This is a genomic window from Anaerosporobacter mobilis DSM 15930 (assembly GCF_900142955.1).
In the GTDB taxonomy this organism is placed as follows: domain Bacteria; phylum Bacillota; class Clostridia; order Lachnospirales; family Lachnospiraceae; genus Anaerosporobacter; species Anaerosporobacter mobilis.
Genome location: NZ_FRCP01000027.1, coordinates 23,198 through 39,977, shown reverse-complemented (window position 1 = coordinate 39,977; position 16,780 = coordinate 23,198). Strand labels below are relative to the sequence as shown.

The following is a 16,780-nucleotide window of genomic DNA, read 5'->3' as shown; positions in this document are numbered from 1 at the left end:
GGGCTGTTAAAATTAACAGCCCTTATTCGTGATAAAGGAGATGAACATATGGCAAAGATTAAACCTTTTAGATGTATTAGACCGAATGTAGATGTTGTATCGAGAGTAGCAGCATTACCATATGATGTGTATAGCAGAGAAGAAGCAAAAGCTGAAGTTGCAAAGGAACCCTTATCGTTTCTAAAGATTGATCGAGCAGAGACAGGGTTTGATGATTCTGTTGATACCTATGATGCGAGAGTATATGCGAAAGCGAAAGAGACATTAGAAGCAATGACCTTAGATGGAACCTTTATAACGGATGAAGATGCGTGTTATTATCTTTATGAACTTATTATGAATGGTCGTTCGCAAACGGGAATTGTAGCATGCGCTTCTATTGATGATTACTTGAATAATGTAATTAAGAAGCATGAAAACACACGAGAAGATAAGGAGATTGACCGTATTAACCATGTAGATATATGCAATGCACAGACAGGACCAATATTCCTAGCCTATCGTGCCACTATACAGTTGAATGCGGTCGTTGATAAAGTGAAGAAAGGTGTTCCATTATATGCGTTTACTTCACCAGATGAGATTACTCATAATGTGTGGAAAGTAGTAGACCTTGATGATAATGCAATCATTGAAAAAGCATTTGCTGATATGGATCAAATCTATATTGCAGATGGGCACCATCGCTGTGCCTCAGCAGTTAAAGTAGGATTAAAGAGACGTAATGAGATGCCTACTTATACAGGAGAAGAAGAATTCAATTCATTCTTATCGGTATTATTTCCAGATGAACAGTTAATGATTATGGATTATAATAGAGCAGTGAAAGATTTGAATGGTTATTCTAAGGAAGATTTTATTAAAGAGATAGAGAATAATTTCGACCTTACGCTAGTTGGGGAGAAAGCATATGCACCAGAACATAAATCTACTTTTGGAATGTATCTAGACAACCAGTGGTATAAGTTAGAGGCCAAAGAGAACTTGAAGGCTATTACTGACCCTGTAGAAGGGTTAGATGTATCGGTGTTGCAGGATTATTTGTTAAATCCTATACTCGGAATTGAAGACCCAAGAATGGACAAACGCATTGAGTTCATAGGTGGTATCAGGGGCCTTTTAGAACTTGAACGTAGAGTGAATTCTGATATGGAAGTAGCTTTTTCCATGTATCCAACATCAATAGGAGAATTGTTTGCAGTAGCGGATGCAAATAGATTAATGCCTCCAAAATCTACATGGTTTGAGCCTAAATTAAGAAGTGGAATATTCATTCATTCTTTGGACTAGTGTCCTCCTCACATCAACAATAAACATTCTTTTATGAAGGAAGATGTTTGTTTTATTTGGAATTGTATAAATTGTATATTTGTTAATATTTTTTTCATTTGATTATATCAGATTTTATGATAGAATTATATTATGAATTAAATTATGTCATATAATTGTCGAATGATTACATAATAGGGGTCATATCGATGGGACAATCCAAATCATGAAAGTGAAATATATAAAAGAATGGAGATTATAAGTATGGGTAGCTTTTTTAGCCTAGAAGGTGGTTTTTTCAGTGGAATGGGAAAAATCTTTGATATTATGTTAGTAAGTTTGCTTTGGGTATTATGTTGTATTCCAATTATAACAATCGGACCAGCAACTACAGCTCTTTACTATTGTGTAGTTAAGTCGATACGTAGAGAAAGAGGATATGTAGCAAAAGAATTTTTCCACTCATTTAAAGTGAATCTTAAACAAGGAACAATTGTTGGTCTGATTTTTACATTACTGGCTGTTGTTATGTCATTTAATTTCCATATTGTTAGACAAATGGAAGGTAAATTAGGTAGTATTTTATTTGGAATCTATATTGCATTAAGTTTATTTATCATTATCACTGCAATCTATGTATTTCCAAACTTATCAAGATTTACGTTGACATTCAAGAATCTTTTTAAGAACTCAATTATTATGGCAATCAGACATTTGCCATTTACAATTATAATAGCAGTTATAGTTGCATTTGCAGCATTTCTAATGTGGTGGATACCTATTGCAGCTTTATTTGTACCGGGCGTAGCCTGTTTGCTAGTATCGTTTTTGATGGAAAAAATATTGAAGAAATATACTCCAGAAGATGCTGGACGTCCAGATGCTTGGTATATGGAATAATAAATGGTTATATAAGATGTCGAAATATAATAAACAAAGCACTATGATTGTATAAAAATAAAGAAAGACAGGTGTGAATTTTGTACTATTCTTGAACAATATGTCAAGAAATACAATATTTACACCTGTTTATGTATAACTGCATAATACATATCAATGAAATGGTATTTATTACTAAATATAATTGTTTTTTAATGGAAATAGTGATACAATATAAGTAATATTGTGATACACAGGGAGGACATTATATGAACGATATATTATACAATTTATGTGATTGGGCAGAAATCGAAGCAATTGTCTATTCAGAGCATGATAATCCTCATACTATTCTAGGAGCACATGTAGTAGAGGAAGGTATCTTATTTAATATATTTATTCCTACGGCAGCGAGTGTTGTATTACATATGACAAAAACAGGTAAAGAATATACAATGGAGATAGCTGATGAAGCTGGATTCTTCTCAGTACTAGTAAATGGTAAGAGAATTCCAGAATATACTTATGTAGTTACTTATGATAATGGGGACAAGCAAGAGATTGTAGACCCATACCGATTTGATCCGGTAATTGATGGAATGGATTTAAAACTGTTTACAAGCGGAATACATTATGATATATATAATAAATTAGGTGCACACCCGATGGAAATTGATGGAGTTTGCGGTGTTTTGTTTGGGGTGTGGGCACCGAATGCAATTCGAGTTAGTGTTGTTGGTGATTTTAATCTATGGGATGGTAGACGTCATCCTATGAGAAGATTAGGGGATTCTGGTGTGTTTGAACTATTTATTCCAGGTCTGCACTGTGGTGAACTTTACAAATATGAGGTTAAAGTAAATAGTCAATGTGTAATGTTGAAAGCGGATCCATATGGATATGCTTCCGAGTTAAGACCTGCAACAGCATCTATTATTTATGACATTAATTCCTATCAATGGAAAGATCAAAACTTTATAGCAAAACGGGAGGACCGCGATTACAAAGAAGAGCCAATGTTAATCTATGAAGTTCACTTGGGGTCCTTTAAGAAACCAGAAGACGAAGATAGGACTTTCTATAATTATAGAGAACTTGCCGTTATGATAGCAGATTTTGTGAAAGAGATGGGATATACGCATGTTGAATTAATGCCGATTATGGAACATCCATTGGATGCCTCCTGGGGATATCAAGTTACAGGATATTATGCTGCGACTGCAAGGTATGGAACACCAGAAGACTTTATGTATTTTGTAGAGTATATGCATATGCACAATATTGGAGTAATCTTAGATTGGGTACCAGCGCATTTTCCAAGAGATACATTTGGTTTGGCCAATTTTGATGGGACATGCCTATATGAACATCACGATCCTAGACAAGGTTCCCACCCTCATTGGGGAACGTTGATTTATAACTACGGAAGACCAGAAGTTGCAAACTTCTTAATTGCTAATGCATTGTTTTGGGCTGAGAAGTATCATATTGATGGGATACGTATGGATGCAGTGGCTTCTATGTTATATCTTGATTATGGTAAAAATCATGGTGAATGGGTTGCCAATATATATGGAGGTCATGAGAACCTAGAAGCAGTAGAATTCTTACACAATCTATCTAAGGTTTTTAGAAAGAAGCATAAAGGGGTTTTGTTAATTGCAGAGGAATCCACAGCTTGGGAGAAAGTAACTGGTGATGTGGAAGATGGGGGCTTGGGATTTGACTTAAAGTGGAATATGGGGTGGATGAATGACTTTGTTAACTATATTAAATGCGACCCTTTATTCAGAAAAGGTCATCATGGTGAATTAACGTTCAGCATGATTTATGCCTATAGTGAAAACTTCGTTCTTGTATTATCTCATGATGAAGTGGTACATGGAAAAGGTTCTATGATTAATAAGATGCCAGGAAGTCATGACCAAAAGTTCGCAAATCTACGTGTTACGTATGGTTATATGATGGCACATCCAGGAAAGAAATTATTATTCATGGGACAAGATATAGCTCAATTTGATGAGTGGAATGAGAATGAAAGTATTCAATGGAACTTACTAGAATATGACTCACATCGAGAAATGAAAGATTATGTGAAGGCATTAAATCGTCTATACAAGGATTATCCTGCTTTATACCGAATGGATTTTACTAGTGAAGGATTTGAATGGATCAATAGTTTGGATGCGGATAAGAGTACCATAAGCTTCTTAAGAAAGACAGAGAAGGAAGAAGAAACCTTATTAATTATATGTAACTTCACGCCAGTAGTGTATGAAAACTTCAAAGTAGGAGTTCCGTTCAAGGGCAAATATAAAGAAACCTTTAATAGTGATAAGGAAACATTTGGTGGTAAAGGATATGTGAATCCAAGACTCAAATACTCTAAGAAAGATGAATGCGATGGTCGTGAGAATTCAATACAAATTACAGTGCCACCACTTGGAATTAGTGTATTCACATGTACTCCAGTAGTTGAAGTAAAACCTGATAAGCTAATGGAGAAGACATCTGCAAGCACGAAGACTACTAAAGTAGAGAAGAAATTGGAAAAGGTGTCAAGGACTTCCAAGGGTTCAACGGAGAAGAAATCTACAACCTCAAAGAAGTCTCCAACTGCAAAGAAACCAACAGCGAAGAAATCGTCAAATGCTAAGGTCGAAGAAATACTTGCAGTAGAAACTGACATACAGGAAGAAGCAGTAGTTACAGCAGTAGAAACTGACATACAGGAAGAAGCAGTAGTTACAGCAGTAGAAACTGACATACAGGAAGAAGCAGTAGTTACAGCAGTAGAAACTGTTATTCACGAAGAAGTGGCTGTAACTACAGTGGATGCTACTGAAGAAACATTAGATGAAGTTATTCAACCTGAGAAAAGAAAGCGAGGAAGACCTCGTAAGCAACCAGTATAACAAGGGTTGTAATTACACATTAGATATTAGAATAATAGGAGATAAAGATGAATTTGAACACAATATTTCTATCAACTCAATCTCTGCAAGAAGGTGCTGAGGAAGTAGTAAAGAAAGTATCAAAACTATCAGAATATCTTGGTAAAGCCCAAGATCAGCTTATAGCTTTTGGATGGAAATTGCTTGTTGTAGTATTAATATGGTTTATAGGTAAGAAAATCATTAGGGTAATACTCCATATATTAGAGAAGACATTCAATAGAAGCAATATGGAGACTAGTGTATCTACATTCCTGATGGCAGTTATTAAAGCAATTCTATATGGTATCTTAGTTGTAATATTAATTAGTAATATTGGTGTGGATACCTCATCCTTAGTAGCAGTACTTGGCACCGCCACGTTATCAATTGGTTTAGCGCTACAAGGTAGTTTAGCAAACTTTGCTGGCGGTGTTTTAATACTTATTATGAAACCATTCCGTGTAGGTGATTATATTATAACTCCGGATAAAGAAGGAACTGTTACGGGACTTGATATCTTCTATACACGAATGTTAACTGCTGATAATCGTTTAGTAGTTATTCCAAACGGAACGTTATCCAATTCTAATATTATTAATGTAACACATGAACCTATACGTCGTTTGGATTTATCTGTATTAATCGACTATTCTGAGAATATTAAAAAAGTTAAGGATATTTTGGAACGAGTTGCTAGCGAACATGAATTAGTATTAAAGGATTATGACACACAAATCTTTGTTAATAGTTTTGATCCTAGTGCAATTAATATTGGTATTCGTATGTGGGTAAAAACCGAAGATTATTGGACTCTTAAGTGGGATATACTTGAGAAAATCAAAGAAGATTTTGATGCCAATGACGTAACAATACCATTCGATCAGTTAGATGTTAATATTACGAATCGAGACGTTGTTTCCAAATAATAACCTTAATAAGAAGAAATCTATGACCTGAAATAGAAGTAGAAGTAGATAAAAAAGATAAAGTATGAGGTAAGAGCATGTTAGAGGTAAAACAAAGAATAATACAAGAAATTGAAGTAGAAGATGGTTATGTTTTTGAGATTCATGAATTACCCGCTGATAAAGATACGATAGTTGAAGTATGGGTATATCAAAAGGAATACACAACTAAAATCCATGCATTTAGTATAATGAAAAGTACCATTTCAAATCCAACCAAATTATACAAACATATCGAAGACAATATGAAGGAATATATTGATACGTATAAGGAAGAAGTAATTGAAGAAATAGAAGATTAACCACAAACTTATAAAAATTAAGAAATGCAATATTTTAATTAATAAAGCTAAGTTAAAAAGTATAGAAAATGTCACATATCCGCATATAATATTATGTAAATTAACAAAAAGAAATTTATGTCTTTTCTTTTGGAGTAAAACATGGTATTTTATTAATAGCGGATTTGAGTATCCGTATCAAAGGGTGTTCTCAAATTTTATTTGAGGACACCTTTTTTATATAAGCTGAGCTAATAGTATTAATTAATTATATTGTTTGCTCTTTAATTTCTTATATAATGCGGGGAATACGGATTCAAAATAGATAGGATACCATGTACATATCCTTAGACAAAACGGAAGGAAGATAGGAAAATGGCGTTAAAAAATGTGATATCAGAAGTATTTGCGATCGATGTATTTAATGATGCTGTAATGGCAGAGCGTTTACCAAAGAAGGTTTATGCAGCTCTAATGAAGACAATTGAAGATGGAGAAGAACTCGATCATGAAATTGCGAATGTTGTTGCACATGCAATGAAAGAATGGGCATTAGAAAAAGGTGCAACACACTATACACATTGGTTCCAACCAATGACAGGTATTACAGCGGAGAAACATGATTCATTCATCAGTCCTGCTTCTAATAGCGGCCAAGCGATTCTTGAATTCTCTGGTAAAGAGTTAATTAAGGGAGAGCCAGATGCTTCTTCATTCCCATCTGGTGGACTTCGGGCTACCTTCGAAGCAAGAGGGTATACAGCTTGGGATTGTACATCACCAGCGTTCTTGCGTGAAGATGCAGCTGGGGTAACGTTATGTATTCCTACGGCTTTTTGTTCCTATACAGGAGAGGCTTTGGATAAGAAAACACCACTTCTTCGTTCCATGGAAGCAATTAATACACAAACTGTCCGTATACTTAAATTATTCGGACATGATGATGTAAAGAAAGTTGAGTGTTCTGTTGGTCCAGAGCAAGAATATTTTCTAGTAGATCGTGAAAAATATTTAAAAAGAGAAGATTTAATCTTCACTGGTCGTACGTTGTTTGGCGCAATGCCACCAAAAGGTCAAGAATTAGATGATCATTATTTTGGTAGCATTAAAGAACGTATCGCTGCTTATATGAAAGAATTAAACATTGAATTATGGAAACTAGGTATTTTATCAAAGACACAACACAACGAAGTAGCACCTGCACAACATGAGATGGCTCCAATCTATGGTACAGCTAATATTGCAACAGATCATAATCAATTGGTTATGGAGACAATGAAAAAAGTTGCTAAGCGTCGAGGACTAGAATGCTTATTGCATGAAAAACCATTCGCTGGTGTAAGTGGATCTGCAAAACATGATAACTGGTCACTTGTTACCAATACTGGAAAGAATCTATTAGAACCAGGGAAGACACCTAATGAGAATATTCAATTTTTATTATTCTTATCGGCTATTATTAAAGCGGTAGATGAGAATGCAGTTTTACTTCGCATGTCTGCTTCTAACCCAGGTAATGATCATAGATTGGGTGCAAACGAAGCACCACCAGCAGTTATATCAATTTTCCTTGGCGAGCAATTAGAAGATGTTATTAATCAGCTTATTGAAACAGGGGAAGCAAGATCTTGCAAACAAGGTGGTAAGCTAAATACTGGTGTTCATACCTTACCTGAACTTAAGAAAGATGCAACAGACCGTAACCGTACATCACCGTTTGCATTCACTGGTAATAAATTTGAGTTCCGTATGGTTGCTTCCTCCATGTCAGTAGCAGATGCGAATATTGTATTGAATACAATCGTGGCAGATGCCTTATGTGATATGGCAGATGAATTAGAGAAGGCAGATAATTTTGATATTGCTGTTCATGATTTAATTAAACGTACCTTAACAAATCATCAAAGAATTATATTCAACGGTAATGGATATTCAGAAGAATGGAAGGCAGAAGCTAAGAGAAGAGGACTTCCTAATACACCAACTATGGTTGATGCAATCCCATCATTAATTGACGCCCGTACAGTTGAAATCTTTGAAAAATTTAGTGTTTTTTCGTCTAAAGAATTACATTCTCGTGCAGAAGTAAATTATGAGAATTATTCAAAGACAATCAATATAGAAGCTAAAACAATGATTGAGATGGTTAATAAGCAATATATTCCAGCCGTTATTAAAGCAGTGAAAGGCTTGGCTGATTCTATTAATAGTATAAAAACAGCTGTACCAAGCGCTGATGTTTCTGTCCAGAGTGATTTACTAATTCAATGTTCTGAACTTCTAGCAAAAGCAAAAGCTGCCGTTGTTAATCTTGAAAATATAGTTGCAACAGCTGCTACAAAAGCAGAAGGTAAAGAACGAGCAATATATTTTAAAGATGTGGCAGCTAAAGCTATGGAAGAACTAAGAGCACCAATCGATGAATTAGAACTTATTATTGATAAATCTATATGGCCAGTTCCTACCTATGGAGATTTATTATTCGAGGTATAAATTAACCTTGTACGCTGTTTTCAGATACTGTAGGTAGGCTGCTTAAATTGTTGTTTTCTGTATTATCAGGAAGAGATTTAAGATATTCCTGACCATTACGATGGGAGATTCCTACGCCATTTATGCCACCGTTTTTAGCTAGTGCTACTCCTTCTTCTTTGGAAAGAGTACTTCCGTCGGATAGCTGGTAACCAGTAACCTTCCCACTGTGTTTTACCAATGCAACAATATTTTTAGCATTTGGCCCTGGACTCGGGATATTATCAAGTGCATTCATTGCAAGGGAAGAAGTATTTAATTCATTATTATCGTTTTGCAACATTAGTCATCACCTCTTTCTATGCTTAGTATGTTCGATGTGATAGTTAATATACTAGAGAACATTTCATAATTATGAAGAATTTAAGTAAGAACAGACTAATGGTTGTTTGACATAAGAATTCTAACTACCAAATATTAAAACTTAAAAAAAATAAAAAAAGGGTATTCCCTTTTGGGGGAAAACGTGGTATTTTATATCTAGGCGGATAAAAGATTATTCGTGGAACAAAGGTGTTCTCAAAGTGTATTTGAGAACACCTTTTTTATTTTGCATGAATAGTTTCGATGCTACATAATTTTAATTATTAATGGAAGGAAGGATAAAGATATGGCAAAAGACGTAATTTCAGAAGTATTTGCAATTGATGTATTTAATGATGTAGTTATGGCAGAGCGTTTACCTAAGAAAGTATATGCTACTCTTAAGAAGACAATTGAAGAGGGAGAGGAATTAGACCTTGATATTGCGAATATAGTGGCACATGCTATGAAAGAATGGGCACTTGAGCGAGGTGCAACGCACTATACACATTGGTTCCAACCAATGACTGGTATTACAGCAGAAAAACATGATTCTTTCATTAGTGCGGCATCGAATGGTGGTAATGCAATTCTTGAATTCTCAGGAAAAGAGTTAATTAAAGGTGAGCCAGATGCATCCTCATTCCCTTCAGGTGGTCTTCGTGCTACATTCGAAGCTAGAGGATATACTGCATGGGATTGTACATCACCAGCATTCTTAAGAGAAGATGCGGCAGGTGTTACATTATGTATACCTACAGCTTTTTGTTCTTACACAGGAGAAGCTCTTGATAAGAAAACGCCACTACTTCGTTCCATGGAAGCCATTAGTACGCAAGCAGTACGTGTGTTAAAGTTATTCGGACATGACGATGTTAAGAAAGTTGATTGTTCTGTAGGTCCAGAACAAGAATATTTCTTAGTTGATAAAGAAAAATATATGAAGAGAGAAGACCTGATCTATACTGGCCGTACCTTATTCGGGGCAATGCCTCCAAAAGGTCAAGAGCTTGATGATCATTATTTCGGAAGTATTAAAGAAAGAATCGCTGGATACATGAAAGAATTAAACGTAGAGTTATGGAAACTTGGAATCCTTTCTAAAACACAACATAACGAAGTTGCTCCAGCACAACATGAAATGGCTCCTATCTATGGAACAGCCAATATTGCAACAGACCATAATCAATTAGTAATGGAAACCATGAAGAAGGTTGCGAAACGTCGTGGACTTGAATGTCTTCTTCACGAAAAACCATTTGCAGGTGTTAATGGTTCAGGCAAACATAATAACTGGTCGCTCGTTACAAATACAGGTAAGAATCTTCTTGAGCCAGGTAAAACTCCTCATGAAAACATTCAATTCTTATTAATCTTATCTGCAATTATTAAAGCAGTAGATGAAAATGCGGCATTACTTCGTTTATCAGCATCAAATCCAGGAAATGATCACAGACTTGGAGCGAATGAAGCACCTCCTGCAATCATCTCTATCTTCCTTGGAGAACAATTAGAAGATGTAATCAGTCAATTAATTGAAACTGGTGAAGCAAAATCTTCAAAACAAGGTGGTAAGTTGAATATTGGAGTACATACACTTCCAGAGCTTAAGAAAGATGCTACAGATAGAAATCGTACATCACCATTTGCATTCACAGGTAACAAATTCGAATTCCGTATGGTTGCTTCGTCCATGTCAATCGCTGGTGCAAACACGGTATTAAATACTATTGTTGCAGATGTATTATCTGATATGGCTGATGAACTTGAAAATGCTGAAAACTTTGATTTAGCTGTACATGACTTAATTAAGAAGACATTAACAGACCATCAAAGAGTTATCTTCAATGGCAATGGTTACTCAGAGGAATGGGTAGCTGAAGCAGAACGTAGAGGACTTCCAAATGTTAAGACGATGGTTGATGCAGTTCCTTCTCTTGTAAGTGAGAAATCAATCAAGATGTTTGAGAAATTCAAAGTATTCTCAGAGGTGGAATTACATTCTCGTGCAGAAATCAACTATGAAGCATACTCAAAAGCTATCAATATTGAAGCTAAGACTATGATTGAAATGGTTAACAAAAAGTATATCCCAGCTGTTATTAAAGCAGTTGCTACATTAGCGGAATCAATCAACAGTGTGAAAGCTGCTGTTCCAAGTGCAGATGTAAGCGTTCAAACGACTTTATTAACGGATACCTCAGCTTTACTTGCAAAGGCAAAAGCAGCAGTTAATAGATTACAAGAAGTTGTCACAGAAGCTGCTACGAAAGAAGAAGGAGCAGAACAAGCAACCTATTTCAAGGATGTTGTATTCCAAGCTATGGCTGAACTAAGAGCTCCAATTGATGCATTAGAATTAATCATTGATAGAGAAGCATGGCCAGTACCAACATATGGAGAATTGTTATTTGAAGTATAATAATACTAACTTTCTTGATAAAATATAATTAAATAATATAAATTAAATAGGTAGAAATTAATATTTAGAGAACCACATAACGCGGTGTATAGTTATGTGGTTTTTAGTATATATATGTTTAAAAATGGGAAATAAATGAATGAAGTCTTGCCAGAATTTATGTAAGATGTTATTATGTAAAGATAGTATTTAAACTCCTAACACGAGACGGTTAGTGCTATAGTATTAGAGAAAAGGAGAAGTATAGTAGTAGAAGATAGGTACTACTACGTTATACTAATATGTATTATGAAGAAGAGAAATCATAAAAATGGATTTGCGAAAAAATTATTAGGGATGTCTGTATTACAGTATATAGTATCTTCCGGGGTATTAATTTTAATCGCTAGTATCTGTTTGATATCTGGAATGCGATCGGAAGCAATCGATGGCTTAGCGAGTATGGCTAAAACCATTCAAATTACTATTGATTCTATGGATACAGGGGATTATGCCATTAATGAAGGCAATGAATTAATAAAAGGAAATATGAATGTTACCGGGGAGAAGGAATTACTTGATACATTGGCTAAAGAATCAGGTAACGAGATTACGTATTTTTATGGGGATACTCGAGTTGCAACAACAATTAAGAACAAAGATGGAAGTGCTATTATAGGAACGAAGGCATCAGATAAAGTTGTACAAAAAGTATTAAAAGAAGGAAATACATATACGGATTACAATATTAAAATTAATGAAAAGCCATATTATGCGTATTATATGCCATTAAAGAATGCGGATGGTAGTATAGTAGGTATGCTTTTTGTAGGTAAAGAGTGTAGTGATATTAATGCTTTTATTAGATCCAAAATTGAAACGATATTAATGTTTGCAGTAGCTATGGTTATTGCATTCAGTATTGCAAGTTTCTTCATTGCTAAATTATTCGCTAATGGCATCGTATTAGTAAAGGGTGCATTGACAGATCTTGAACGTGGAGAGCTTAAGATAGAAGTTAATGATAAGTTGTTGAATAAGAAGGATGAAATTGGCGAAATAGCCAGAGCGCTAAATAATGTAATAATACGATTCAAATCCGTTATTGGAATTCTTAATCAAAGCTGTGACACCTTATTGGTAGAAGGAGAAGGGCTTGAGAGTTTAGCGACGCAATCAAGTAAGACTTCTGAAGATATCAGCATTGCAATTGATGAGATTGCAAAGGGTGCAGTAACACAGGCTTCGGATATCGAAAGTGCTACTTTGAATGTAGCTAATATGGGATCATTAATTGAGAAGATTACGGGTGATATTGAATCATTGAATATAATTACTGAGGCTGTTCTTGAAACTGAGAATGAAGCAAATAATAATATGAATGAACTATCAGAGTCTAATGTTAATACGACGAATGCGATAAATCGAATTGCTGCTAATATCGAAAAGACTGATAATTCTGTTCAAAAGATAGGAGAAGCGCTTAAACTAATAACGAATATAGCAGATGAGACGAATCTTCTATCTTTGAATGCCTCAATTGAAGCTGCAAGAGCAGGGGAAGCAGGAAGAGGTTTTAGTGTCGTAGCGGCGCAGATTCAAAAACTTGCAGAAGAATCTAATGCATCAGCTAAAAAGATTGATGATATCCTTAAGATGTTAGCCGAGGACTCTAAGGCTTCCATTCGCGTAATGAATGAAGTTCAACAGAATGTGAAAGAACAAGAGGAGAAATTGAACGATACAAAAACCAAAATTACTCAAGTTAGTGAAGGAATTAAGCAATGTAATCATAATACTGAGAATATTAATCAACAAGCAGGTGAGTGTAATACCTCTAGGGTTGTGGTAATGGATGTGATTCAGAATCTTTCTGCTCTATCAGAGGAAAATGCAGCGGCAACAGAAGAAACAACAGCTTCCATGGAGGAATTAACAGCTACGGTTCATGTTGTTTCAGAAGCAGCTCAAAAGATGCAAGAGCTTGCTACTACATTATATGACGAAGTGAAATTCTTTAAACTCTAATTATGTAAAATAATAGAAGTTCTCGTTGTTTACAATATTTTCATATGGTATATAGTAGTGGAAGACGTATAGTAGTTATAGTAAGGGCAAGGCCAAACAAGTTGGTTTTGCCCTTATTTTTCGGTATGCAGAAATAACTTTTAAAGATAGGATGCCATTATTGCCAAATGGACAAATCTAAAAAAAACAGACATAAATGTTAAAATTAAGACTTGAAAATATTGGAATAAAATAGTATCATATACAAAATAATTCTTTAGAAAGGAAAAATCGTATCTATAATTTCCGAAGTCCATTGCAAAAACGCATAGCAAAGGGTGAATGGGTAGAATGATTTCAGTATCGATAAGGAGATTTGAAAATGGTTAAAGTCGGAATATATGGTGCAACAGGTTATATGGGGGCAGAGGCTTTGAGAATTTTGCTTCAACATCCACAGGTAGAGGTAGTTTGGGCAACTAGCAGAGATGGAGAGGAAGCGCTAAATTATCATAAGAATTTCTATAAGAGAGGTATTCAATTTACAAAGCCAGAAGAAGTGAGTGGGAAAGATTGTGATGTTGTATTTTTTTCAACACCTACTGGATTAGCAGCAGAAATGGGGAGTAAGTTTTTACATGAAGGCAGTCGGATTATTGACTTTGGAGCAGATTTCCGTTTGAAAGATCAGGCTACATGGGAAGAGGTTTACGGACGTAAACATCCTAATTGGGAGCTTGCGAAACAGGCTGTATATGGTATAAACGAACTTCATAAGGAAGCAATAGTTAATACGAAGGTGGTAGCGAATCCTGGATGTTTTTCATCCTCTGCTATATTAGCGCTTGCACCATTAATTAAAGAAAATCTGATTGATTGTGACAAAATAATTGTCGATGGTATGTCGGGCACAGCAGGAGCGGGTGTTGATTTGGATTTTGCACTTCATCATCCACAGATGCATAATAACATTTTACCCTATAATGTTGTGAACCATAGACATTCATATGAAATTGAGCAAGAGTTAATGGGCATCTGTAATGAAAAAGTAAACATTAATTTTACTTCTTATTATGTACCAATCTCTCGTGGCATTCTATCGGCTTGTCACTGTTTTCCGGTTGAACATGTTACCAGACAGTCACTTTTGGAATTGTACAATGAATTCTATAAAGATTCCTATTTTATTAAGGTTATTGATATTCCTGAGAACAAAGATTGTGCTTGGAACTATATGCCTTACCCATGGGTGTCTTCAGTTGTCTCAACGAACTTCTGCCATATCGGTCTAAGTGTGGATGAAAAACGTAATCGAATCGTGGTGTTTAGTGTTTTGGATAGCATAGGAAAGGGTGGCGCTCAGGTTGGCGTTCAAAATATGAATCTGATAATGGGGTTAGATGAAAGAGAAGGCTTAGAGAATTATGGTCTCTATCCTTATTAATAGAATGGTAATATAGCAGTTTTTAGTATTCAGAATAAAATGGGCTTTAATAATATGGATAAAGAAAAATATTAGAAGGTATAGAGTATGTAATGGGAAATGTATCATTAAAAGTAAACGAGCTTATTCCCTTAATGTGGGAACAAGCTCGTTTGTACAATCTTTATGAATACTATTATACTAAGTTGGCTATATAAGCATCATTCAATTCAACGACTTGTTTCATCACTTCTTTACCAGGAGCACCTATGGTATTACGTTTGTTGACACAAGTTTCTAAGCTAATCGCTTCATAGATATCTTCTTCGAATACAGGGCTAATCTTCTTGTATTCATCAAGTTTCATATCATCAAGTGATATATTCTTATCGATACAATATAAAACCAACTGTCCTACAATACCATGGGCATCACGGAAAGGTACCCCATGATTAACTAAATAATCAGCAGCATCTGTGGCATTGGTAAACCCATTCTTAGCACTTGCTTCCATAGTCTTGTTGTTGAACTTCATTGTAGAAATCATTCCAGTGAATAAAGAAATACAACCTTTGACTGTATCAATTGCATCAAATGTAAGTTCTTTATCTTCTTGCATATCTTTGTTATAAGCAAGAGGAAGACCTTTCATTGTAGTAAGTAGAGACAGTAATGCGCCATAGACACGACCAGTTTTACCACGAACAAGTTCCGCAATATCTGGATTCTTCTTCTGTGGCATAATACTACTTCCGGTACTATAGGCATCATCGATTTCAACAAATTGATATTCATTGGAATTCCAAATAATGATTTCTTCACAGAAACGGCTTAGATGCATCATAATAGTGGAAAGAGCGCTTAATAATTCTATTAGGTAATCACGATCCGCAACCGAATCCATACTATTAAGAGTTGCACCAGCAAATCCTAATAATTCAGCAGTATACTCACGGTCAAGTGGATAAGTAGTTCCCGCAAGAGCACCAGATCCAATTGGTGAATAGTTCATTCGATGATAGATATCAGTAAGTCTTGAATGGTCACGTTTGAACATCTCAAAATAAGCTCCCATGTGATGAGCAAGTGTAATTGGTTGAGCTTTTTGTAGATGAGTGAAACCAGGCATGAAAGTCTCAATGTTATCCTTCATAATTATATTCAATTCAACTAATAGAGCTTTTACTAATTCTTTAATCTCGGTAACTTCATCTCTAGTATATAGTTTCATATCAAGAGCAACTTGATCGTTACGACTTCTACCTGTATGAAGTTTCTTACCTGCGTCACCCACACGTGATATGAGGTTTGCCTCTACAAAACTATGAATATCTTCATGTGTGCTATCAATAACGAGAGTACCATTCTCAATATCCTCAAGAATACCGTTCAGGCCATCAATGATAGTAGCCTTCTCTGCATCAGTAAGAATACCTTGTTTCGCAAGCATAGTAACATGTGCGATGCTTCCTGTAATATCCTGTTTATAGAATTTTTGATCAAAGGAGATAGATGCATTAAAATTATGTACAAGTTGATTTGTTTCTTTCGTAAATCGACCGCCCCAAAGTTTCATATTAGGTACCTCTTTTCTGTTAAAATAATATTATGTATAAACATGCAAAAATGTAAATAACATTCACAGAGTGAATAAATATACTGTTACTTAAATATGTAGTTTAAATACATAGTAATACCAATATATTACCTTGTTTTTTCTAGAAAATCAATACAAATAATGCTGAAATATAAGAAAAGTTCTATTTATTAAAAAAAATACTGGA

11 protein-coding genes are annotated in these 16,780 nt (G+C 35.0%); 9 read left to right on the top strand and 2 right to left on the bottom strand.

All coding sequences use genetic code 11. The annotated features are described in order from the left end of the window. Positions 1–48 precede the first annotated feature (48 nt). The 6 genes from BUB90_RS21655 (at position 49) to BUB90_RS21630 (ending at position 8,823) form a co-directional block, all read left to right on the top strand. Positions 49–1,290, top strand: coding sequence for a DUF1015 domain-containing protein (locus tag BUB90_RS21655; RefSeq protein WP_073291459.1), 1,242 nt, complete (start codon positions 49–51; stop codon positions 1,288–1,290). Positions 1,291–1,533: 243 nt separating this feature from the next. Then, positions 1,534–2,169, top strand: coding sequence for a YesL family protein (locus BUB90_RS21650; protein ID WP_073291458.1), 636 nt, complete (start codon positions 1,534–1,536; stop codon positions 2,167–2,169). Between the two features lie 248 nt (positions 2,170–2,417). After that, the gene (glgB, locus tag BUB90_RS21645; protein WP_073291457.1) at positions 2,418–5,063 is read left to right on the top strand and encodes a 1,4-alpha-glucan branching protein GlgB; all 2,646 of its coding nucleotides are present in this window, start codon (positions 2,418–2,420) and stop codon (positions 5,061–5,063) included. A 47-nt stretch (positions 5,064–5,110) separates the two neighbouring features. Beyond that, on the top strand, positions 5,111–6,010 hold the full coding sequence (locus BUB90_RS21640) for a mechanosensitive ion channel family protein (RefSeq protein WP_073291456.1): 900 nt from the start codon (positions 5,111–5,113) through the stop codon (positions 6,008–6,010). A gap of 77 nt (positions 6,011–6,087) precedes the next feature. Next, positions 6,088–6,351, top strand: a complete 264-nt coding sequence (locus tag BUB90_RS21635; RefSeq protein WP_073291455.1) for a hypothetical protein — start codon at positions 6,088–6,090, stop codon at positions 6,349–6,351. Positions 6,352–6,705: 354 nt separating this feature from the next. Further along, the gene (locus BUB90_RS21630) at positions 6,706–8,823 is read left to right on the top strand and encodes a glutamine synthetase III family protein (RefSeq protein ID WP_073291454.1); all 2,118 of its coding nucleotides are present in this window, start codon (positions 6,706–6,708) and stop codon (positions 8,821–8,823) included. Position 8,824: 1 nt separating this feature from the next. Here BUB90_RS21630 and BUB90_RS21625 read toward each other — a convergent pair whose 3' ends face one another. After that, entirely contained in the window at positions 8,825–9,145 is a 321-nt protein-coding gene (locus BUB90_RS21625) for a DUF3892 domain-containing protein (protein ID WP_073291453.1), read from the bottom strand. Between the two features lie 327 nt (positions 9,146–9,472). Here BUB90_RS21625 and BUB90_RS21620 point away from each other — a divergent pair, with 327 nt between their 5' ends. The 3 genes from BUB90_RS21620 to argC all read left to right on the top strand — a co-directional run bounded on the left by BUB90_RS21620 (position 9,473) and on the right by argC (position 15,017). Further along, positions 9,473–11,587 carry a glutamine synthetase III family protein gene (locus BUB90_RS21620; RefSeq protein ID WP_073291452.1) on the top strand — a complete coding sequence of 705 codons (2,115 nt, stop codon included), beginning with the start codon at positions 9,473–9,475 and terminating at the stop codon, positions 11,585–11,587. Between the two features lie 288 nt (positions 11,588–11,875). Then, the gene (locus BUB90_RS21615; RefSeq protein WP_073291451.1) at positions 11,876–13,594 is read left to right on the top strand and encodes a methyl-accepting chemotaxis protein; all 1,719 of its coding nucleotides are present in this window, start codon (positions 11,876–11,878) and stop codon (positions 13,592–13,594) included. A 361-nt stretch (positions 13,595–13,955) separates the two neighbouring features. Next, positions 13,956–15,017 (top strand): N-acetyl-gamma-glutamyl-phosphate reductase, encoded by a 1,062-nt coding sequence (gene argC, locus BUB90_RS21610; RefSeq protein WP_073291448.1) that lies wholly within the window; start codon positions 13,956–13,958, stop codon positions 15,015–15,017. 175 nt (positions 15,018–15,192) lie between these two features. Here the strand turns inward: argC and argH are convergent, their stop codons facing one another. Further along, entirely contained in the window at positions 15,193–16,572 is a 1,380-nt protein-coding gene (gene argH / locus BUB90_RS21605) for an argininosuccinate lyase (RefSeq protein WP_073291446.1), read from the bottom strand. Between the last annotated feature and the right edge of the window lie 208 nt (positions 16,573–16,780).